General features: G+C 68.0%; 21 protein-coding genes. 12 read left to right on the forward strand and 9 right to left on the reverse strand.

Translation table 11 applies throughout. The features are described 5' to 3' along the window. Positions 1 to 112 precede the first annotated feature (112 nt). Positions 113 to 1,018 carry a mycothiol synthase gene (mshD, locus tag IU452_RS29275; RefSeq protein WP_195112429.1) on the reverse strand — a complete coding sequence of 302 codons (906 nt, stop codon included), beginning with the start codon at positions 1,016 to 1,018 and terminating at the stop codon, positions 113 to 115. After that, a complete protein-coding gene (locus tag IU452_RS29280) occupies positions 1,015 to 1,788 on the reverse strand; it encodes a winged helix-turn-helix transcriptional regulator (RefSeq protein WP_195112430.1) in 774 nt (257 codons plus the stop codon). The genes mshD and IU452_RS29280 overlap by 4 nt, the downstream gene beginning before the upstream one ends. Positions 1,789 to 2,134: 346 nt before the next feature. Here IU452_RS29280 and IU452_RS29285 point away from each other — a divergent pair, with 346 nt between their 5' ends. The 6 genes from IU452_RS29285 to IU452_RS29310 all read left to right on the forward strand — a co-directional run bounded on the left by IU452_RS29285 (position 2,135) and on the right by IU452_RS29310 (position 6,318). Next, positions 2,135 to 2,935 carry an LmeA family phospholipid-binding protein gene (locus tag IU452_RS29285; RefSeq protein ID WP_195112431.1) on the forward strand — a complete coding sequence of 267 codons (801 nt, stop codon included), beginning with the start codon at positions 2,135 to 2,137 and terminating at the stop codon, positions 2,933 to 2,935. Further along, positions 2,932 to 3,387, forward strand: a complete 456-nt coding sequence (locus tag IU452_RS29290; RefSeq protein ID WP_195112432.1) for a thioredoxin family protein — start codon at positions 2,932 to 2,934, stop codon at positions 3,385 to 3,387. Before IU452_RS29285 ends, IU452_RS29290 begins: the two co-directional genes overlap by 4 nt. 270 nt (positions 3,388 to 3,657) lie before the next feature. Next, the gene (locus IU452_RS29295) at positions 3,658 to 4,167 is read left to right on the forward strand and encodes a DUF4395 domain-containing protein (RefSeq protein ID WP_195112433.1); all 510 of its coding nucleotides are present in this window, start codon (positions 3,658 to 3,660) and stop codon (positions 4,165 to 4,167) included. Between the two features lie 30 nt (positions 4,168 to 4,197). Continuing rightward, positions 4,198 to 5,031, forward strand: coding sequence for a sulfurtransferase (locus IU452_RS29300; protein WP_195112434.1), 834 nt, complete (start codon positions 4,198 to 4,200; stop codon positions 5,029 to 5,031). Between the two features lie 5 nt (positions 5,032 to 5,036). Next, on the forward strand, positions 5,037 to 5,342 hold the full coding sequence (locus tag IU452_RS29305; RefSeq protein ID WP_195112435.1) for a DUF1416 domain-containing protein: 306 nt from the start codon (positions 5,037 to 5,039) through the stop codon (positions 5,340 to 5,342). Positions 5,343 to 5,589: 247 nt separating this feature from the next. After that, a complete protein-coding gene (locus IU452_RS29310; protein ID WP_416382382.1) occupies positions 5,590 to 6,318 on the forward strand; it encodes an FABP family protein in 729 nt (242 codons plus the stop codon). Here the strand turns inward: IU452_RS29310 and IU452_RS29315 are convergent. The 6 genes from IU452_RS29315 to IU452_RS29340 all read right to left on the reverse strand — a co-directional run bounded on the left by IU452_RS29315 (position 6,315) and on the right by IU452_RS29340 (position 14,884). Then, complete coding sequence (locus tag IU452_RS29315) at positions 6,315 to 6,908, reverse strand: Uma2 family endonuclease (RefSeq protein WP_195112436.1); 594 nt, start codon at positions 6,906 to 6,908, stop codon at positions 6,315 to 6,317. The two genes, IU452_RS29310 and IU452_RS29315, sit on opposite strands and share 4 nt — an antisense overlap. Positions 6,909 to 7,361: 453 nt before the next feature. Then, on the reverse strand, positions 7,362 to 9,005 hold the full coding sequence (gene cydC, locus IU452_RS29320) for a thiol reductant ABC exporter subunit CydC (RefSeq protein ID WP_195112596.1): 1,644 nt from the start codon (positions 9,003 to 9,005) through the stop codon (positions 7,362 to 7,364). A 565-nt stretch (positions 9,006 to 9,570) separates the two neighbouring features. Then, positions 9,571 to 11,334, reverse strand: a complete 1,764-nt coding sequence (gene cydD, locus IU452_RS29325) for a thiol reductant ABC exporter subunit CydD (protein WP_195112437.1) — start codon at positions 11,332 to 11,334, stop codon at positions 9,571 to 9,573. Between the two features lie 2 nt (positions 11,335 to 11,336). After that, positions 11,337 to 12,422 (reverse strand): cytochrome d ubiquinol oxidase subunit II, encoded by a 1,086-nt coding sequence (gene cydB, locus IU452_RS29330; protein ID WP_195112438.1) that lies wholly within the window; start codon positions 12,420 to 12,422, stop codon positions 11,337 to 11,339. Positions 12,423 to 12,433: 11 nt separating this feature from the next. Continuing rightward, the gene (locus IU452_RS29335) at positions 12,434 to 13,888 is read right to left on the reverse strand and encodes a cytochrome ubiquinol oxidase subunit I (RefSeq protein ID WP_195112439.1); all 1,455 of its coding nucleotides are present in this window, start codon (positions 13,886 to 13,888) and stop codon (positions 12,434 to 12,436) included. 120 nt (positions 13,889 to 14,008) lie between these two features. Beyond that, on the reverse strand, positions 14,009 to 14,884 hold the full coding sequence (locus IU452_RS29340) for an aminodeoxychorismate lyase (RefSeq protein WP_195112440.1): 876 nt from the start codon (positions 14,882 to 14,884) through the stop codon (positions 14,009 to 14,011). Positions 14,885 to 15,110: 226 nt separating this feature from the next. On the opposite strand from IU452_RS29340, the gene IU452_RS29345 reads away from it, so the two are divergent. From IU452_RS29345 to IU452_RS29360, 4 genes are all read left to right on the forward strand, one after another. Continuing rightward, the gene (locus IU452_RS29345) at positions 15,111 to 16,226 is read left to right on the forward strand and encodes a YgfZ/GcvT domain-containing protein (protein WP_416382383.1); all 1,116 of its coding nucleotides are present in this window, start codon (positions 15,111 to 15,113) and stop codon (positions 16,224 to 16,226) included. Then, positions 16,223 to 16,894 (forward strand): MOSC domain-containing protein, encoded by a 672-nt coding sequence (locus IU452_RS29350; RefSeq protein WP_195112441.1) that lies wholly within the window; start codon positions 16,223 to 16,225, stop codon positions 16,892 to 16,894. The genes IU452_RS29345 and IU452_RS29350 overlap by 4 nt, the downstream gene beginning before the upstream one ends. A 79-nt stretch (positions 16,895 to 16,973) precedes the next feature. Continuing rightward, positions 16,974 to 17,936 (forward strand): asparaginase, encoded by a 963-nt coding sequence (locus IU452_RS29355; RefSeq protein WP_195112442.1) that lies wholly within the window; start codon positions 16,974 to 16,976, stop codon positions 17,934 to 17,936. Between the two features lie 175 nt (positions 17,937 to 18,111). Continuing rightward, positions 18,112 to 18,318, forward strand: coding sequence for a DUF3073 domain-containing protein (locus IU452_RS29360; RefSeq protein ID WP_195112443.1), 207 nt, complete (start codon positions 18,112 to 18,114; stop codon positions 18,316 to 18,318). A gap of 281 nt (positions 18,319 to 18,599) precedes the next feature. Here the strand turns inward: IU452_RS29360 and purM are convergent, their stop codons facing one another. After that, positions 18,600 to 19,700, reverse strand: coding sequence for a phosphoribosylformylglycinamidine cyclo-ligase (gene purM, locus IU452_RS29365; protein WP_195112444.1), 1,101 nt, complete (start codon positions 19,698 to 19,700; stop codon positions 18,600 to 18,602). Positions 19,701 to 19,871: 171 nt separating this feature from the next. Between purM and IU452_RS29370 the strand changes: the two genes are divergently transcribed. Both IU452_RS29370 and IU452_RS29375 read left to right on the forward strand, forming a co-directional pair. Continuing rightward, positions 19,872 to 20,780, forward strand: a complete 909-nt coding sequence (locus IU452_RS29370) for an alpha/beta hydrolase (protein ID WP_324192883.1) — start codon at positions 19,872 to 19,874, stop codon at positions 20,778 to 20,780. After that, positions 20,767 to 21,375, forward strand: coding sequence for a TetR/AcrR family transcriptional regulator (locus IU452_RS29375; RefSeq protein WP_195112445.1), 609 nt, complete (start codon positions 20,767 to 20,769; stop codon positions 21,373 to 21,375). The genes IU452_RS29370 and IU452_RS29375 overlap by 14 nt, the downstream gene beginning before the upstream one ends. Positions 21,376 to 21,396: the final 21 nt, after the last annotated feature.

Genomic DNA, 21,396 nt, shown 5'->3' on the forward strand with positions numbered 1-21,396 from the left:
GAAGGTGAACAACCCGGCGCGATTCTGTCCGCTATGTGTGACATTTGCCCCAAAGTTACTGCTGTGCCGCGCCGGGGTTACTCACAACCATCGCCCGGCTGGCCGGGTGGTGTTAGGGAGTGGCGTAGGCCACGTCGACGTATGCGGGTTCGAAGCCCAGCCGGGTGTAGGTGTGCACGGCGGCGGAGTTGTCGGCCTCGGTGTAGAGCAGCACCTCGCTCAGGCTGCGATGGCGCAGGTAATGCAGGCCCGCGAGGGTGAGCAACCGGCCCAGTCCCCGGCCCTGCGCGGCGGGATCGATGGCGACGACGTAGACCTCGCCGACCGGCGGCTGTTCGTCCTCGTGCACCTTCGTCCAGTGGAAGCCGAGAATGCGGGAGGGGTCGGCGGCATCGGTCGCAATGAACAGGCCCTTGGGATCGAACCAGGACGAGTCGCGGCGCGCCGCGATCTCGGTTTCGCTCCAGCCGCCCTGTTCGGGATGCCAGGCGAAGGCGGCGTTGTTGACCCGGAGCAGTTCCGCGTCGTCCTCGGGTCCGGTGTAGGTGCGCAGGACGATGTCCGCGGGCACCTCCAGCTCGGGTAGCTCCGGCGTTGCCAGTGAGCGTCGCATCTGCCAGAGTTCGCGCGCCACCGTCAGGCCCAGCCGGCCGGCCACCGCCCGCGCGGGGGCCAGATTGCCGTGTGCCCAGACCCGCGCGCCCGGACCGCCCGCGTTCAGTGCGGCGGCGACCAGTGCGGCGCCGACACCGCGGCCGCGGGCGCGGGGATCCACCACGGCTTCCGCCATGGCGGGGTGTTCGCCGTGGGCGGCAACGAGATTCGCATACCCGGCGACCGCGCCGTCGCGCTCGATCAGCAGATGCCGGGCCGGGCTCGGCGTGGTCAGCGACAGGACGGCCTGTTCGGAGATGGGCGCGACACCGTCGGCGGCCGTGGCCCGGTCGATCAGTTCGGCGATCTCGGCGGCGAGGTCGGCGGGGACGTCGTCGGTCCAACCGGTCGATGGCTGCGTCACGACAGCGTTCCGTTGGCCGGGGTCAACTGCGAATCGTCGGTGCCTTCGGCGCCGCCCTCGTCGTCGGGAAAGGGGGTGACCGACTCGCCCTTGCCGGCCGAACGGGCCGGGCGCACCGCCTTGTATCCGACATTGCGCACGGTGCCGATCAGCGATTCGTATTCGCTGCCGAGCTTGGCGCGCAAACGCCGCACGTGCACGTCGACGGTGCGGGTGCCGCCGAAGAAGTCGTAGCCCCACACCTCCTGCAGCAGCTGGGCCCGGGTGAAGACCCGGCCCGCATGCTGGGCGAGGTATTTGAGCAGCTCGAACTCCTTGTAGGTGAGGTCGAGCGGGCGACCGCGCAGCCGGGCGGTGTAGGTGCCCTCGTCGATCACCAGCTCGCCGAGGGTGATCTTGCCGCTGTTCTCCGGGCTGGCGGCGCCGCCGTTGCGGGCCACCAGCAGACGCAGCCGGGCATCCAGTTCCGCGGGCCCGGTGCCGGGCAGCAGGATGTCGTCCAGACCCCAGTCCGCATTCACCGCCACCAGGCCGCCCTCGGTGAGCACGGCCACGACCGGCACCGACGATCCGGTACTGCCGAGCAATCGGCACAGGCCGCGCGCGGCGGCGAGATCGGTTCGCGCATCGACCAGGGCCACATCCGCGGTCCCGGCCTCGAGCAGCGAGGCGACCTCGGTGGGCGCGGGTCGCACGTTATGCGGCAGCAACGACAGCGACGGCAGCACCGACTCCGGATTCGGGTCGGAGGTCAGCAGGAGCAGCTCCACCAGCTCTCCTCCCAATCTGGCATGTCCGCGGCAACCTCGGTGTCTTTCGCGTTTCCATGCTCGTTCGCACAGGTAATCCGTGCCTACATTAGCGCGTTCGAGCCAGTGACCACGCAATCCGGGCAACCGACGCACCTCCCGACCCTGCATCCGGCGCCGGGGAGCCGGATGCAGGGAACCAAGGGGGCTGGCGCCGGATGCAGCAAAGTGGGCTCACGTCCGGCGCCAGCGTCCACCGGTTCCCTGCATCCGGCGCGCCAGCGGCGGATGCAGGGTCGATCCGCACTCTGTACCAACAGATATCGTGCGTATATGCGTTGTTCACCCGGAACCGAGGCCGATCCTGATGCGTAAGGTCATTGTCGGGCTGCTGTTGGTGGTGGGGCTTGCGGTGGTTGCCGACTTCACTGCGGCGGCCTATTCGGAGTACCGGGTGTCGCGGGCGCTGCGGGCCGGGGGTGAGCTCAGTGCCGATCCCGAGGTGACCATCCACGGGTTTCCCTTCGTGGCGCAGGCGTGGCGCGGGGACTATCGCAATGTCGAGATCCGGGCGCGGGTCAATCGTCCCGACATTCCGGGTGAGATCCTGGCCGAGGCGACGCTCAGCGGTGTCCACCTGCCCAGCCGAAATCTGATCGACGCCAAGATGCAGACGGTTCCGGTGAATCAGGTGAAGGGGCGCATGATCATCGACTCGATCGAACTCGGCCGCCTGATGAACATCCCCAACCTGTCGCTGGTCGGACCGCCCGCGGACAAGTCCGACGGCACCGGCGGTTCGGGTGGCACGGGAATGACCACCCAGGGCAATACCTATCTGCTGTCCGGCACCATCATGGTGAGCCCGGAGACGCGCAGCACCGCACGCGTGAGCGTCAAGGTGAACCTGCTGCTCGACGGCGACCAGGTGCGTATCGTGGCCACCGATATCTATCGTGGGGAAGGGGACGCCACCACCACGGCGGCCGCATACGAGCAAGACTTGGACAAGACCGCGATCCTGGCGCGATTCAGCCGCACCATCGACACCAAAGACCTGCCGTTCGGGGTGCATCCGACGAAGGTGCAAGCGATCGGCGGAGACATCATCGTCGAAGGCGAGGGCGAGGACATGACGATCGAAATGGACAGGTTTGCCCGACCATGACGCAAATCACGATTCTGGTCCTGGTGCTATTGGCCGCGCTGGCGGTGGGCGTGTGGGTCCGCCGACGCGAGGGCCGGCTTCGCACCACCTCGCAGCGGACCGCCATGACCGGTCACAGCAACCGCACCGAGTTGCTGGCCACCGTCGGCGTGCGGGGCGAAGTGCCTGCGGTCGTGCACTTCTCGGCCGAGTGGTGCGGCCCGTGTGATGCCGTGCGCCGGGTCGTGGCCGGGGTGGTCGCCGATCTCGCCGACACCCCGCAGCCCCCGCTGGACGTCGAGGTCGATATCGACGCCGAACCCGCACTGGCCCGCGAACTGAACGTGCTGTCGCTGCCGACGACCTTCGTTTTCGATGCCCGCGGCCGGGAACGATTCCGCATCTCGGGGGTGCCGAAAGCCGCTGACCTGCGCAGCGCCCTGAGCCCCCTGACCATGCCCGAAGCCGCTTAGTGACTCTGGTTACGAACCCCGGGTCCAATTCCCGTGCCGAAGCGGGTAAACTCCTTCTCGTGCAAACCCGCCGAGAGCTGATGCTCACCCGACGCCGCACAGTCGATCTGTGCCGCCTCGGCGGTTGTTGCTGCCTGTGCATCTAGCCGGGCGGCCTTTCGCACCCTTCTGACGCCGTCCGGTTCTTCCCACCGCGTGAGCGATCTCACCGATCCCCCGGTGATCTGCCATATCTTTGACAGCTAGACCAAAGCAGCGCAGGAGTACCCGATGTCAGAGCACATCCCTACCCCCAACTCCCAACCCGCACAGCGCATTCCGGCCGGACAGGTCGATGTTCGCGGGCCTCGTTTCGCGGCCTGGATCACGACCGGCGTCCTCGTTCTGGTCCTGGTCGCCGCCATCTTCTCCACTCCGGTGGCCGCCGTGCTGATCGGCCTGCAGACCATCGTGTTCGCGCTCGGCGCCCTCAACGGACCCCGCCGCAGCCCGTACGGCTGGCTCTACGCCACGTTCGTCGCACCCCGCATCGGACCGGCCCCCGAAACCGAACCTGTCGCGCCCGTGCGGTTCGCGCAGCTGGTCGGTTTCGTGTTCGCGGCGATCAGCTTCGTGGGCTTCGCCTTCGGCGCCACCGTCGTCGGCACCATCTTCGCCGCGTTCGCGCTGTTCGCGGCCTTCCTCAACGCCGCCTTCGGCATCTGCCTGGGCTGCAAGCTCTATCCCCTCGCCCAGCGGTTGATTCCGAAATCGGCCGCTCCGACCAACTCCCCCACCTAGCCCCGGCAAGTCACATCTGAAAGGAACAACATGGCTCGCTCCGATGTCCTGGTCTCCGCTGACTGGGTCGAAGAGAACCTCAACACCCCCGGCGTCGTGATCGTCGAGGTCGACGAGGACACCTCCGCCTACGACACGGGACATATCGAGGGTGCCGTCAAGCTCGACTGGAAGAAGGACCTGCAGGACGCGGTTCGGCGTGACTTCGTCAATCGTGAGCAGTTCTCGGATCTGCTGTCGGCCCGCGGTATCTCCAACGACGACACGGTGATCCTGTACGGCGGCAACAACAACTGGTTCGCCGCCTACGCCTACTGGTACTTCCGGCTCTACGGCCACCAGAACGTCAAGCTGCTCGACGGTGGCCGCAAGAAGTGGGAGCTGGACGGCCGCCCGCTGTCGAAAGAGGCCGTGAACCGCCCGGCGACCCAGTACAAGGCCGCCGAGCAGGACCTGTCCATCCGGGCGTTCCGCGACGAGGTCATCAACGCCATCGGCACCAAGAACCTGGTCGACGTGCGGTCGCCCGACGAGTTCTCCGGCAAGATCCTCGCCCCGGCCCACCTCCCGCAGGAGCAGAGCCAGCGTCCCGGCCACATCCCCGGCGCCATCAACGTCCCGTGGAGCAAGGCCGCGAACGAGGACGGCACCTTCAAGTCCGACGAGGAGCTGAAGGACCTCTACGCCGAGGCCGGCCTGAACGGCGACAAGGAGACCATCGCCTACTGCCGCATCGGCGAGCGGTCCTCGCACACCTGGTTCGTGCTGCGGGAACTGCTGGGCCACCAGAACGTCAAGAACTACGACGGGAGCTGGACCGAATACGGCTCCCTCGTCGGTGCACCGATCGAGTTGGGAGCGTGATACAGATGTGCGCAGCACCTACCCAGGGCCAGACCCTGCCCGCCAATGTCGATGTCGAGAAGGAGACCGTGCTGACCGGGCGCGTCCTCGACGGCGACGGCAACCCCGTCGGTGGCGCGTTCGTGCGGCTGCTGGACTCCAGCGACGAATTCACCGCCGAGGTGGTCGCCTCCGGCACCGGTGACTTCCGCTTCTTCGCCGCTCCGGGTGACTGGACCATCCGGGCGCTGTCGTCGGCCGGCAACGGTTCGGCGCAGGTGAAGCCGGAGGGCGCCGGAATCCACACCGTGGACGTCACCGTCGCCAAGTAAGAGCGAAATGGCCCCGGGCAAAAGCGGCCCGGGGCCATTTTCATATCCCGCAGGCCCCTATGCCCCGGAGCGCCGCAAGCCCCATGCCCCGGGGCGCCGCAAGCCCCCATGCCCCGGAGCGCTTTTCCTCCGGGGCCTTCGTTAGACTTCGATACGTGGTCCTTGCCTTCGAGATTCTGCTGGTTCTCGTCTCCGTACTGATCGCCTGGTTCGGTCTGTACGTCCTCTACCGGCTGTTCACCGAGTCGTGAGCGAGCCGGCGGGCGAGAACGTGGACAACGCAGCGACGAACGGGACGACGCAACAGTCGGCCGCTCGTCGAGACAACGGTGCCCGCAGCGAGGCTGCCGCGCGCCGTGGTAGTGGCGACCAGGCCGTCGCCGATGCCGCCGAGCGCGCGAAATCCACTGGTGCCCGCAATATTCCGCAGCTTCCGGGGCTGCCGCTGCCCGAGGACACCGCCAATCTGCGCCAGGGCCCGGACCTCAGTTCTTCCATGCTCGCCCTGCTGCCGCTGGTCGGCGTGTGGCGCGGCGAGGGCGAGGGCAACGATCCCGAACGCGGCGACTATCACTTCGGCCAGCAGATCGTCGTCTCCCACGACGGCGGCGACTACCTGTCCTGGGAGTCGCGGTCCTGGGTGATCGAGACCGACGGCAGCTACGGCGGCCCCGACCTGCGCGAGACGGGCTTCTGGCGGGTCGGTATCGACGGCGACGACGAGGTCATCGAGCTGCTGCTCACCCACAGCTCCGGCATCGTCGAACTGTTCTACGGCCAAGCCCTGACCCAGTCCTCCTGGGAGCTGGCGACCGACGTGGTGATCCGCAGCCAGTCCGGAGCGGTGGTCGGCGGCGCGAAACGTCTCTACGGCATCGTCGAAGGCGGCGACCTCGGCTATGTCGAGGAGCGCGTAAAAGCGGACGGGGCGCTCGAGCCGCGCCTGTCGGCCCGCCTGCAGCGCTACATCGGCTAACGCACCGGATTGCTGGTACCGACGGCGGTCAGGTCGATGTCGACCTCGAACGGGTCCAGCAGGTACAGCCGGTCGCGGAAGATGCCCGACGGCGCATAGCGATCCGAGCCCGGCATCAGCTCGAAGGTGTGGACGACGGCATCGGCGTGGCTGCGTTCGATCCGCCAGTAGTGCGGGATTCCGGCCTTCGCGTATTTCGCCGGTTTGGTGTCGCGGTCGCGGTCCTCGGAATCGGGTGAGACCGCCTCGACGATCACCATCACGTCCTCGGCGTGGTAGTAGCTGGTCGGCTCGTCCCGCAGATACGCCTCCTCGGTGACCACGACGACATCGGGCACCGGCATCTGGCGCTCCCCGAGCCGCACCGCCATACTCCAGTCCGCACGCAGGTGCTCGGGCGCCTGACTATCCAGTTCCTCCTCGAACAGAGTCACCACCCGGCTGTGCCACTTATCCTGCGGCGCAACGAAAATCAGGCTGCCGTCGATCAACTCGGTCCGCTTGGGCAACCCCCGCAACCGAAGAAAGTGCTCAACCGTGAACCCACCCGCAGGCGGAATCAACCACTGCGGCACCTCCAGACTCGTCATAGCCCGACTGTATCGGCCTGAACCGCATCGCTTCGGAGACTTCGGAAACGCGGCCGCAGATTTCGGGAGCACATGGGTAACTCGTCGGGAACGCCCGAAATCCAGCCCGCTCCGAACGCAGGACCTACGACCAACCCGAGCGGCACCCAACTAGTACGGCCTGAAGCACGGGGAGGCGGAAATGGTACAGCCCCCGAGTCGTACCGCGGAGGCCAAGTCCTCACGCGGTCCCGGTTGGACAAACCGGGGACTCGGGGGCCGGGTGGCTGCCTGGGATTAGCTCGGCGCTCGCGCGAACGAGAATCCGTCTGCAGCGGTGGCGCTCAGCTGGCAGCCACCTCACGTGTCCTCGAATTACTCATTCTTCGAACCACCTCCTTTCCCGTGTACAGACGAACTTAGTCGGCGTCCGAAAGGTCGGCAACGGAATTTCTCCGAGGGCGCAATCGCAGGTCAGGGCCGGTTGGCGGGGACCGCCGAGCGGATCGCGGCCCGGCCCCGGGCGTCGACGTGCACGACGGTGTCGGCGCGGTGGTCGGACGGGAGCTGGTGGGTCACGACCACGACGGTACGGTCGGGGGAGACCAGACCGCTGTGTTCATCGAGCAGGGCACGCAGCAGGTCGGCACCCGCCGCGGACTCCAGATGTTCGGTGGGCTCGTCGAGCAGGAGCACCCGGGCCGGCGAGATCAGCGCACGGGCCAGCAGGATGCGGCGGCGCTGTCCACCCGACACCGCGGCGGCACCGCCGACCAAGTCGGTGTTCACGCCGTCGGGCGCGCTGTCCAGCCATTCGCCCGAACCGACCGCGCGCAGGGCGGTTTCGGCTTCCGCCTCGGTCAGTTCCGGGCGCGCGACACGCAGATTCTCCAGCACCGTGGTGCCGAACAGGTGCGCATCCTCGGCGAAGAAGGTGATTCCGTCGCGCGGACGGTCGAACAGCCCCGCCCAGGCCATGAGCAATGTCGTCTTGCCCGCTCCGCTCGGCCCGACGACCGCGATCCGCTTCCCCGGGGGCAACTCGGGGAGATCGCGCAGCAATCGGCGGCGGAGATGCCACGCCTCGGCGGCCTCGTCGATCGAGTCCTTCCGTGTCGGGGCGACCGCATCGAGTGCGGTGATCCGGTGGAGCGCCGCGCGGGCCTTCGTCATGGCTTGCGCCGCGGCGGGGAGCACTCCCACCGCCTCGAAGGCCGACAGCGGCAGCAGCACCAGCACGGCCAATGCCATGGGCGTGATGCCGCCCGGCGAGGCGGGCTGCAGGGCCGCCGCCGGGGCGTCGGACCCGCTGCCGTACAGCAGGATTCCGATGAGCAGCGCGCCCAGCACGCTGGCACCGATCGACAGGGGTGTGGCGGCGGCCGCCCAGGCGCTGTGCGAGGCCGCCCGATCCTCGGCGGCGACGGCACGGCGACCGGCGGCCGCAGCGGTGGCCAGGGAATCGTCGAGTCGCCCGGCCACCCGCAGTTCGGCGGCGTGGTCGAGCACGGTGACCGCGGCCGCGGTGAATTCGGCACGATCCGCACGCACCGCCAGCTCCGCCTCGCGGGCCGCGCGCGCCGACAGCCACGGCGCGAAGATCCCCGCCACGGCCAACGCCAGGGCGAGCACCAGCGCCGCAACCGGCGAGATGGTGGCCAGCAAACCGACCGCGGCGAGGGACAACACGGCGGCCACCGCGACCGGCACCAGCGCACGAACCACCACGGCCCCGAGATCATCGATATCGCTGCCGATCCGGGTGAGCAGATCCCCGCGCCGCAACCGCGTCGGATCCGAGGCATCCGCCCGCCGCCCGGTCCAGATGTCGGCCCGCGCCAAGGCGGCGTACACCCCGGCGCGTGCCGTCGTCATCGCCCGCAGCGCCACATCATGAGTCGCCAACCGCTCCACATACCGGAACACCCCCCGCGAAATCCCCAGCGCCCGAACGGCAACCACGGCCACCGTGAGATCCAGTACCGGCGGCATCTGCCACGCCCGCGCAATCAACCACGCAGCCAACCCCGCCAGCCCCAACCCACTCCCCAACGCCACAACCCCCCAACACACCGAAACCACCACCCGCCACGGCGAAAGCTCCAACACCCCCCACATCCGCCGAAAGTCCACCAACGCCGCCTTCACTGCCCCCACCTCCGACCCACCCCCGCGCCTCCGGCGCGGGGAGACGAGCAAACCCAGCCTGCACGGGGAGACAGGCAAACCCGCCCGGCGCAGGGAGACGAACAGACCCACCCAGCACGAGGAGACGAACACGCCCGCCCAGCACAAGGAGACGAACACGCCCGCCCAGCACAAGGAGACGAACACGCCCGCCCAGCACAAGGAGACGAACACGCCCGCCCAGCACAGGGAGACGAACACACGCGACTCGCACGGGGAGACGAGCACTCCCGACCGGCTGGGGTACGTGACCTCCACCAGATGCGATGGGCGCCAGCGCCTCCACTTGGTCCCCGCACAGGGCGTCGGCGCCCCATCAGTTCCCTGCACCCGGCGCCCCAGCGCCGGGTGCGGGGATCGAGCTGCACTCTGTGCCAGCAGATGAGGAAAGCGGAGACGGTGGGGAATGAGGAAGGCCGACCCGCGCTCGACGAAGCGGATGCCAGGCCGGGGCTGAGGGGGTGCGCCGTTGGCGGGATGGGAGGAATTTGTTGTCTCATCGCTGCCCCATCGCTATCGGATCGATGTGCGGTGCATGAGATTCGGAGGTGGGGAGGGCGGAGGGGACGGTGATTATGCGGTCCGCTATGGCGAGGATCGATGGGCGGTGGGCTATGACGACGACGGTGGAGCCGGTGCGGGCTCGGGCGGCGAGGGCGGCGAGGACGGTGGCTTCGGTGGTGTCGTCGAGGTGGGCGGTGGGTTCGTCGAGGAGGAGGATGGGGCGGGGGGTGGCCAGGACGCGGGTCAGGGCCAGGCGTTGGCGTTGGCCGAGGGACAGGCCGAGGCCGCCGGTGCCGACGACGGTGTCCCAGCGGGCGGGGAGTTCGTCGAGGACGGTTTCGAAACCTGTTGCCGCGCAGGCGGCTTCCACATCGATCGGAGCGTGGGCCGGGTCGTCGGCGTGGGGTTCGGGGTGCGCGCCGAACAGTTCGAGATTCTCGCGGAGCGTGCCGGGCAGCAGCACCGGGCGCTGTGGGAGCCAGGCCAGTCGCGACCACCACCACTCGGGGTCGAGATCGGGGACCGCGATTCCGTCCACGGTCACGCTGCCGCTGTCGGGGGCGATGAGCCCCAGAATTGCCTGCAGGGCAGTGGATTTACCGCAGCCGTTGAAACCGGTGAGAACCGTGACAGCACCGGGGCGCAGGGTCGCCGACAGCCCGGCAGGCGCCCCGCCGCCGCGGGAGAGCACGGTGAGATCGCGAATCTCTATGACACCGTGGAAGTTCTCGACGCCGTGCGTCCCGGTAGCGGCTTCGCGCCGCTCCTCCTCCGGTTCGAGAACCGCGAAAGCCTTCTCGGCGGCGGCCATTCCGTCCTGCGCCGCATGGAACCGCTCCCCCACCGCACGCAGCGGCAGATAGACCTCCGGCGCCAGAATCAGCCCCAGCAGCCCGGCGTACAGGCTCATATGCCCGAACACCAGCCGCATGCCGATCGACACGGCCACCAGCGCCACACACAGAGTGGCCAGCATCTCCAGCACCATCGACGACAGGAATGCCACGCGCAACGCCGCCATCGTGCGCCGATGCAGGGATTCGCCGAGCTCCCGGACCCGATGCCGCATCGTCGGCGCCGAATCATCGTCCACCGCACCGGTTTCGCGGCCCAGCGCGCGCAGCGTCGGCATTCCCGCGAACAGATCCAGCAGCTGATCGGACAGCCGCGTGGTGGCCTCCAGCGTCGCCGCCGCACGCCCTTGCGTCATCAGCCCGATCAACACCATGAACACCGGAATCAACGGCAGCGTCACCAGAATGATCAGGCCCGCGGTGAGGTCGTGAATCGCGATGACAGCCAATACGATCGGCGGCACCAGCACCGCCAGCAGCAGCGCCGGAAGGTATCCGGTCAGATAGGCGCGCAACCCGCTCAACCCGTTACCGACCACCACGGCCAGCTCGGTGCGCCGCGCCTCGAGCTCCCGTGGTGGCAGCCCGGCCCCGGCGGCCAGCACCGCCGTTTCGAGTTCCGACACCACCTGCGCCCCGGCCCGGTGCGCGAGCCGCGACTGCCACCACGTCGCCACCGTCCGACAGGCCACCGCGATTGCGAACACCGTGAGCGCACCGGCCCAGGCGCCGATACTGCGCCGCCCCGGATCGGTGATGACCCCCGCCAGGACCCGCGCCAATGCCAGCGCCGCGACCATGATGCATCCGGTGATCACCACCGAAAGCGCAACGCTGACAACGAGGTAACGGCGTGCCGAACGGGCATACCGCCACAGGCGCGGGTCGACCGGTCGAGCCATGATCAGTTCCCGGCCGACTCCGACGCACCGGAAGCGGCTGCGGCGAACGGCAATCCGGTCGGCGCCGGGATCTGATCGACGGTGATCCGCTTGCGGAACACCCAGTAGGTCCAGCCCTGATAGAGCAGCACGATCGGCACCAGCGCCGCCGCCACCCAGCTCATCACGACCAGCGTGTAGTGCGTGGACGAGGCGCTGACCGTCGCATGCCCGTCGACGATGCGCCCATCGACGGTCAGGCCGTAGGCCGCATCGATGGTGGAGGGCAGCACGTACGGGAACAGCGCACCGAACAACAGCGCGATCGCCGAGACCACGGTGATCGCGGTGCCGGTGAACGCCCAGCCGTCCCGGCTGCGGAACACCGCCGCGGCGGCGAGGAGCAGCCCGGCCACCGCCAGTGCCAGCAGTGCCCATGTCCAGCCCTTGCCGTAGGCCAGCTGGGTCCACAGTCCGAAGCCCGCCACCACGATCGCCGTGGGAGCCAACAGGATCCGCGCGATCCGCTCCGCCGCGTCGCGCACCTCGCCGCCGGTCTTCAATCCGATGAACACCGCGCCGTGCAGGGCGAACAACAACGTGGTCGCCAGCGCACCCAGCAGGGCGTAGGGCGTCAGCAGATCCAGCAGATTGCCGTCGATGTGCTTGCGCTCGTTCAGCTTCACCCCGTGCACGATGTTGGCGAATGCGAGTCCCCACGCGAGGGCGGGCACCCAGGAACCGAACGTGATGGCGCCGTCACACCACAACCGCCAGCGCGGATCGTTGATCTTGCCGCGATATTCGATGGCGACGGCCCGCACGATCAACGCCACCAGAATCAGCAGCAGCGCCAGATAGAACCCGGAGAACAAACTCGCGTACCACTCCGGAAAGGCCGCGAACATCGCGCCGCCGCCGGTGATCAGCCACACCTCGTTACCGTCCCAGACCGGCCCGATGGTGTTGAGGACCGCGCGCTTTCGGTTCTCGTTGTTCCGGCCGATGATCGGCATCAGCATGCCGACGCCGAAGTCGAAGCCCTCCAGCAGGAAATAGCCGGTGAACAGCACCCCGATCAGTACGAACCAGAATTCCGGCAGACTCATCCCCGCACTCCTCAGTAGGCGAACGACAGTTTCTCGACGGCGGCACCGTCCGAGTCCGCGGACTCGTCGTGCGGAGCTGCCTCCTCCGGGCCCGCGATCACGTATCGGCGCATGAGGTAGAACCACACGACCGCCAACGCCCCGTACAGCAGCGTGAACACGATCAGCGAGAACAGCACCTGGCCCGCGGTGTTACCGGATACGCCCTGCTGCACCGTCATTCGGATGTTCGGATCCCCGGTCGGATTGGGCGCGACAACCCACGGCTGACGCCCCATCTCGGTGAACACCCAGCCCGCGCTGTTGCCCAGGAACGGTGTCGGGATGGCGATCAGGCTCAACCAGGAGAACCATCGCTGTCCGGGCACCCGGCCGCGCCTGGTCACCCAGAACCCGATCAGGGCGATCGCCGCCGAACCGGCCGCCCAGCCGATCATCGCCCGGAAGGTCCAGTAGGTGACGAACAGATTCGGCCGGTAGTCGCCGACTCCGTACTTCTCGTTGTAGCTGACCTGCAGGTCCTTGACGCCGTCCAGCTTCACGTCGCTGAACTTGCCCTCCGCCAGCCATGACAGCACGCCGGGTACCTCGATGACGTGGGTAACGCTGTCGCAGTTGTTGTGGGTGCCGACGGTCAGGACCGAGAACTCGGGATCGACCTCGGTGTGGCACAGCGATTCCGCCGAGGCCATCTTCATGGGCTGCTGTTTGAACATCAGCTTGCCCTGCACATCGCCGGTGTAGACCAGCGCCACACCCGCCAGGACGATCACCCACAGACCCATCCGGGCGGCGGGCCGCCAGATGGTGCGGGCCTGCTCCACGTCGCCGCGCCGGACATTGCGCACCATCCACCAGCCCGCCACGCCGGCGACGAAAGTGCCTGCGGTGAGGAACGACCCGGCCACCACGTGCGGGAACGCGGCCAGTGCGGTGTTGTTGGTGAGCAGTGCCCAGATGCTGTGCAGCTCGGCGCGGTGGGTCTGCGGGTTGTAACTGGCGCCCACCGGATGCTGCATGAACGAGTTCGCGGCGATGATGAAGTACGCCGAGGCGTTCACTCCGATCGCCACCAGCCAGATCGTCGCCAGGTGCACCACTTTGGGCAGGCGTGTCCAGCCGAAGATCCACAGTCCGAGGAAGGTGGACTCCATGAAGAAGGCGACCAGGCCCTCCATGGCCAGCGGCGCACCGAATACGTCGCCGACGAAGCGGGAGTAGTCGCTCCAGTTCATGCCGAACTGGAACTCCTGCACGATGCCGGTGACCACACCCATGGCGAAGTTGATCAGGAACAACTTGCCGAAGAACTTGGTCAGCCGATACCACCGCTCGTTGCCGGTGATCACCCAGGCGGTCTGCAGACCCGCCACCAGCGGCGCGAGGCCGATGGTGAGCGGCACGAATATGAAGTGATAGACCGTGGTGATACCGAACTGCCAACGCGAGACGTCGACGACGTCCATCCAGCCTCCTGCCGCTCTACGACACTCTGTAGTAAAGGCTATGCCGGATGGCCCGTCGAACAACGAGTCTTACGTCACGACACACCGAACCTTTTTGCTACGCAATAGCTACCCGCCGGACTACGTCCAGTCGGACAGACTCCACTTGCGTGTGATCCCCCGCTCGACCATCTCGGTGATCTCCTCGGCACAGTCCGGCGGCGACATCTTCAAACCGTCGAGCGAGGCCACCCGCGCCGCCAGCGTCACACTCGACAGCAGCCAGACGCTGTCGGCGGTGATGACATCCGCGGTGAAGAACGATTCGTAGCGACAATCCCAGCCGGCCTTCTCGGCCTCGGCGAACAGTGCGCGCTGGGTGATGCCGGGCAGCACGCCGTTACGGGCGGGCGGGGTGATCAACTGCTTGTCACGCTGGATCACCACGGTGGATCGCGGGCCTTCCAGGACCCGGTGTTCGGTGCTGGTGAAGATGACATCGTCGGCGTCCATCCGCTCGGCGAACCGCAACGCCGCCATATTCGTCGCATACGACAATGTCTTGGCGCCCAATAGCAGCCAGGGCGCATTCGGCGCGAGATCGATGGAGATTCCGCGCGACAGCGTGATCACCGAAATACCCTCGGTGCGCGCCTTGCTCACTCGTTCGGGCACCGGCAGCACCAGAACGAATGCGGTGGAGCCGGATTCAGCGCCCTCACGGCCGCGGGTCAGCACCAGGCGCAGCAACCCCTCGCGCTCGCTCCCCCATTCCTTGGCGGCGGCCTCCACGGTGTGACGCCACCGCCCCAGATCGGGTTCGGGTAGATCCAACGCCTCGGCCGACCGACGCAGCCGGGCCAGATGCAATTCGATCGCACACGCTTTGCCGTCGCGCACCAGCACCGTTTCGAAGACACCGTCGCCGCGCAGCACCCCGATGTCGTCCGCATTGATCAACGGCTCTTCCGGATCCCGGACCACGCCGTCGAGTGTCACCAGAACTCGATCCACCATGCGAGGAAGCCTAGGCGAACAGACCGCGTTACGAGGGGGTACCGAACTCGCGGTATATAACCGTCGACCAAAGCCTGAGACCTGCTCGCCGAGATCCACACCAGGCTGAATAACAGTTAAGCATTGACAGTGATGCACATCACAATGCTCAGGTTTTGCCATCCCACTCGGAGCCCGAAAATCGGCCGGACGCCGCGGCTCATCGACACCACCTATTGTGGAAAGCGTGTCCGTGGTTCCTGCGCCCAGCCCATTACTCACTTCTCCGGGGGCCGTGGCGGGCCTGCCCGAAACTCCCGACGCCGCGGTGGCATGGCATTACGGCGATCCGTTCGGCGAACAACGGGCCGCGGCACAGCGCGTGGCGATCATCGATCGTTCCCATCGGTTCGTGTTCACCATCACCGGCGGCGAGCGACTGACCTGGCTGCACACCATCTCCAGCCAGCACATCGCCGGACTGCGCGACGGAGATTCGGCGGAAAATCTGGATCTGGATCTCAACGGCCGGATCCTGCATCATTTTGTGCTCACCGATCTCGGCGGCCGGTTGTGGATCGACACCGAGGGCGAGCGCGGCCAGGCCCTGCTGGAATATCTGCAGAAGATGGTGTTCTGGGCCGATGCGAAACCGGAGGCCGCGACCGACCATGCGGTGCTGAGCCTGCTGGGCCCGCGGGTGCGCGAACTGACCGAAACGCTGGGTGTGGCGGAGCTTCCGGAGGTCAATCGGGCCGCGGCCCTGCCGGGTGGCGGATTCCTGCGCCGGATGCCCTGGCCCACAGCCGATTCCTTCGACCTGATCGTTCCGCGGGCCGACCTCACCGACTGGTGGGCGCGGCTGACCGCCGCCGGGGCGGAGCCGGCCGGTCTGTGGGCGTTCGAGGCGCTGCGGGTGGCGGCGCTGCGGCCCCGGATCGGGGTGGACACCGACGATCGGACCATCCCGCACGAGGCCCACTGGATCGGCGGCCCCTCCGAGTACGGTGCCGTCCATCTGGACAAGGGCTGCTACCGCGGGCAGGAGACCGTGGCCCGGGTGCACAACCTCGGCAAGCCGCCGCGGCGGCTGGTGCTGCTGCATCTGGACGGTTCGGCCGACGCGCGCCCGGCCACCGGCGATCCGGTCACCGCGGGCGGTCGCACCGTCGGCCGGCTCGGGACCATCGTCGACCACTTCGAACTGGGCCCGATCGCCCTGGCTCTGCTGAAGCGAGCGGTGCCGGTGGACACGGCCCTGGAAGCCGGTCCGATGGCCGCATCCATCGACCCCGATTCCGTCCCCGCCGACGATCAGCCCCAGCCGGGGCGGGCCGCGGTCGACCGGCTGCGCGGGCGATGAACAGGGCGATAGGTGATATCGGGCGGGTGCTCGCGGTGTGCGTCGTGCACGCCGAGTTGGAGCTGCCGTCGAAGGTCAGCCGGGTCGGACGTACGGCCATCGACAAGCGTCCGGTTCCGGACCGGGTGCGGGTGCGGGCCCTGGGCCTCGAGGGCGACCACGTCTGCAATACGAAAGATCACGGCGGCGTGCATCAGGCCGTCTACGCCTACGCCGAGGAGGATGCCCGGCGCTGGGGCGCGGAGTTGGCGCGCGAACTGCCACCGGGCTGGTTCGGCGAGAATCTGCGCATTCGCGGCCTGCCGGTCAGCGATTTGGTGATCGGCGAGCGCTGGTCGGTGGGCGACACCCTGCTGGAGGTGTCCGCGCCGCGGGTGCCGTGCGCCACCTTCGGCCACTGGAGCGGAGAACAGCGCTGGGTCAAGCGATTCACGCTGCGGGCCGACACCGGTGCCTATTTCAGGGTGCTGACCGAGGGCACGATCGGCGCGGGCGACGAGGTGCGTGTCGAGCACATCCCCGACCACGGGGTGACGGTCCGCGACCTGTTCACCGGCTCCGATCCGGCCCGCCTGGACCTGCTGCTCGCCGCCGAACCGACCATCTCCGACGACGTCCGCATGCAGATCGCCCGCCACACCCGCCGCACCGCCCGGGTCCGGGCATGAGCCGAACCCGACCCGCGGCCCCCGGACCGGTACTTTTCTCGTCGAATCGAATGAACGAGGAAAGCGAGGCGTGGGTGGCATGAGTGTGGAACTGGTCGAGGTGGTGCGGTCCGGATTCCGCGAATGCGTGCACCGGGGCTCGCTGGTGATCCTCGATTCCGACGGCGAACCGGACGTGGCGCTCGGTGAGGTGCATCTGCCGATCTTCCCGCGGTCGACCAATAAGCCGATGCAGGCGATCACCCTGCTGCGCAACGGTTTCGAACCGGTGGACGACGCCGAGCTGGCGATCACCACCGCCTCGCACTACGGCGAGCCCGAGCACGTCGCGCTGGTGCAGCGGCTGCTGGATCGGTTCGGTTTCGACGAACAGCAGCTGGAATGCCCACCGGACCTGCCGTTCGAGGAGCGGGCGCGGGCCGCGGCGCTGGCCGGCCGGGAGCGCGCCGAGGCCGCCCGCCGGATCTACATGAACTGCTCGGGAAAGCATGCCGCCATGCTGGCGACCTGCGCGATCAACGGCTGGCCCACCAAGGGCTACCTGGAAGCGGCGCACCCGATGCAGCAGGCGGTGACCGCCACCATCGCCGAGATCACCGGTGAGCCGGAGACGGATCTGGGCATCGATGGGTGCGGCCTACCCATCGTGCCGGTGTCGCTGGTGAATCTTGCACGCGCATATGCGACATTCGCGACGACCGCGCCCGATGCCCCCGAGCGCCGGGTGGCCGATTCGATCCGGGCACATCCTCGAGTGATTTCGGGCACGGATGCGCCCGACCTGCTCACCATGCGGGCCACCCCGGGACTGGTATGCAAAATCGGCGCCGACGGCGTGCATGCCGGGGCGCTGCCGGACGGCCGGGCCTTCGCGTACAAGATCGACGACGGCCACGACCGCGCTCGAATGCCCCTGACCCAGGCGATTCTCCAGCGGATGGGGGTCGAATGGACCGACGCACACGCGGAATTGGCGGCCCCGCCGGTGCTCGGAGGCGGTGCGCGAGTGGGTGTGATCCGGGCTATTCCGGGCGCATTCTGATCGTCGTGGACGGGAGGCGACAACCGGGCAAACTCGACCGGTTCCCGAGTCATCCCCCACTCCTGGAAGCGCGACCGCCGGACACACGCTAAAGTGTCTGTCAGGAAGAGTATTAATTCGAACGGGGCCGCCAAACCACCCCAGGCCGCCCCGCAGTGACGCGAGGGGGTCAGCCATGGGCCGTGGCCGGGCTAAGGCAAAGCAGACCAAGGTCGCGCGCCAGCTCAAGTACAGCTCGCCGACGACCGACTTCGCGAGCCTTCAGCGCGAGCTGTCGGGACACTCCCACGACTCGCATCGGAGTGGTGTGCTTTCCGACGAGCACGACGCGGACGGGTCGCGCTGGGAAGAAGACGACTACAACGACGACTGGCGCCGCTGACTCGGATCGACGCGTGAAGGGGGAGGCCGGAGGAGGCCTCCCCCTTCGCACGTCGGTACGACGTCCGGTCCCCGTCGGCGGAGGTCCCGCCACCCCGCTGCAGGCTCGCACCGCACCGGTGTCCGGCCACCAGGCCGCGACACCGGTGCGTTTGTGCTACCTGTGGCCGGATAGCAGTGTCACGGATTCTGCTGTCCGTGAACGGTTCCCGGGGCTATAGACGAGTTCGCCCCCGGCATGCGCGGGGCAACCCGCTCGTGCCGGGGGCGAATGGCTGTGCGTCAGAAGCGGGGATGCTCACCGACGAGGCTCACGCGGGCGGCGTCGGGGTCCTTCGCCTTCTTCACCGTGCCCAGCGTCCAGCACTCGATGTGGCGGGCGGTCAGCACGGCCAGGGCACGGTCGGAGTCCTCGGGCGCGACCACGGCGACCATGCCGACGCCCATATTGAAGGTCTTCTCCATCTCGACGCGCTCCACCCGGCCGCGCTGGGCGATCATCTTGAACACCGGCGCCGGGTTCCAGGTGCCGCGGTCGAGTTCGGCGACCAGTCCGGCGGGCAGCACTCGCGCCAGGTTGTTGGCCAGACCGCCGCCGGTGACGTGCGCGAAGGTGCGCACATCGGTCTCGGCGACCAGGGCCAGGCAGTCCTTGGCATAGATCTTGGTGGGCTCGAGCAGTTCCTCACCGAGGGTGCGGCCGAACTCCTCGACGTGCCCGGACAGCGACATGCGGTCGATCTCCAGCAGCACCTTGCGGGCCAGGCTGTAGCCGTTGGAGTGCAGGCCCGACGAACCCATGGCGATCACCACGTCGCCGGGGCGCACGCGGTCCGGACCGAGCACGGCATCGGCCTCCACGACGCCGACGCCGGTGGCCGAGATGTCGTAGTCGTCCGGGCCCATCAGTCCCGGATGTTCGGCCGTCTCCCCGCCCAGCAGTGCGCATCCCGCCTGTACGCAGCCCTCCGCGATGCCGGCCACGATATCGGCGACCCGCTCGGGCACGACCTTGCCCACCGCGATGTAATCCTGCAGGAACAGCGGTTCGGCGCCGCACACCACCAGATCGTCGACGACCATGGCGACCAGATCCAGGCCGACGGTGTCGTGCTTGTCCATCGCCTGTGCGACAGCGATCTTGGTGCCGACCCCGTCGGTCGAGGCGGCCAGCAGCGGCTCCCGATAGCCACCCTTGAGCGCGAACAACCCGGCGAAGCCGCCGAGCCCACCCTGCACCTCGGGTCGGCTGGCCTTGCGGGCCAGGGGCGCGAACAGCTCGACTGCGCGGTCGCCGGCCTCGATATCCACACCGGCCGCGGCGTACGAGGCGCCACCAACCGGGCTGTCCACACCGGCACCACTCGGGGTCTGCTCAGTCATTTTCGGGGAAAGCTCCAAACCGAATCGGCGGATAGATGCCTGATCACGCTACCGGAGACGGATAACGAGACTGCACCGGTATGGGGCAGTCCTTTAGGTGGACCTTCACTTCAGCGGGGCTGTCCGCGTCGAGTCCCCTTCCCGGACCGTTGACATACATACTGTATGTATGTGAGTCTGGGGCATCACATCTTCATCCCCGGGAGGGACGGCATGGGAATCAGCAGCGCACTCGGTCCGGCCAAGCAGGTCGATCTGCCCGGCGGCCGCATCAACTATCACGAGACCGGCTCCGGCGCACCGGTGGTCTTCGTGCACGGCCTGCTCGTCAATGCGGATCTGTGGCGCAAGGTGGTGCCGGGCGTCGCCGCCGCCGGTCACCGGTGCATCGCCCCCGACCTGCCGTTCGGGGCACATTCGATCCCGGTGCCGAACGCCGACCTGTCCCCGACCGGAGCGGCCGACCTGATCGCGGCCTTCCTGCAGCGCCTCGACCTGCACGACGTGACGCTGGTGGCCAACGACACCGGCGGCGGGATCGTCCAGGTCCTGCTGACCCGTGACAGGTCCCGCATCGGCCGGGTGGTGTTCACCAACTGCGATGCCTACGAGGCGTTCTTCCCCATGCCGTTCACGCCGCTGCCCCGATTGGCCGCGATTCCGGGATCGGTGCGGGCCATGACGCAACTGCTGCGGTTGCCCGTCGTGCAGCGCTCGCCGATCGGCTTCGGATTGGTGACCAAGCGCCCCATCGCGCCGGGGATCCTCGACTCCTACCTGGGGCCCAGCCGCCGGTCGGCGGACGTTCGCGCGGATCTGCGGCGCTTCGTGCGCGGGGTGCACAAGCGGTACACCCTGGCCGCGGCGCAGCAGTTCCACACCCTCGATCTTCCGATCCTGCTGGCGTGGGGGCGTGAGGACAAGGCGTTCAAGCTGTCGTTCGCCGAGCGGCTGGCGGGTGATCTGCCCGACGCGACCCTGCGGGTGATCGACGATTCCTACACCTTCGTCTCCGAGGATCAGCCGGAGTTGCTCACCGAGTTGATCGTGGAGTTCACTCGGCTGCATGCCGCGACGTAGTCAGGAGGATCGTTCCCGTACCACCCGGGCCGCGCTCGAGCAGGCGGGTCGCCGGTTGTTCGCCGAGCGCGGCTACGCAGGGGTGTCGGCCGAGGAGATCGTGACCGCGGCCGGGGTCACCCGCGGCGCCCTGCATCACCACTACGGCGACAAGCGCGGACTGTTCGTGGCCGTCCTGGAACAACTCGAGGTCGACAACACCGCCGAAATCACCCGTGCCATGGCGGAACTGCCCGATCCCACCGACGTGCTCGCCGCGATGACCACGGGCCTGCGCGCCTTCCTGGATCTGTGCCGCCGCGGCGAGACCGTCCGCATCGCGATGTCCGACGGCCCGGCGGTGCTCGGCTGGCAGGACTGGCGGGAGATGGAGAGCCGCCACGGCCTGGGCCTCATCACCACTCTGCTGGAACGGGCGGAGCAGGCCGGTCTGATCGCCGAGGCACCGGTCCGCGTGCTGGCCCAATTGATCCTGAGCGCCATCACCGAGGCGGGCATGATCATCGCGCACTCCGACGACCCCGAGACCGCCGCCCTGCAGGCCGAACAGTCCCTCCTGCTCCTGATCAGCGGAATCCTCCGCCCGCCTGGCTGATCTCGCGCCGGCAGAGTGCAC

This window comes from Nocardia transvalensis, from assembly GCF_015477765.1.
Lineage (GTDB): Bacteria > Actinomycetota > Actinomycetes > Mycobacteriales > Mycobacteriaceae > Nocardia > Nocardia transvalensis_A.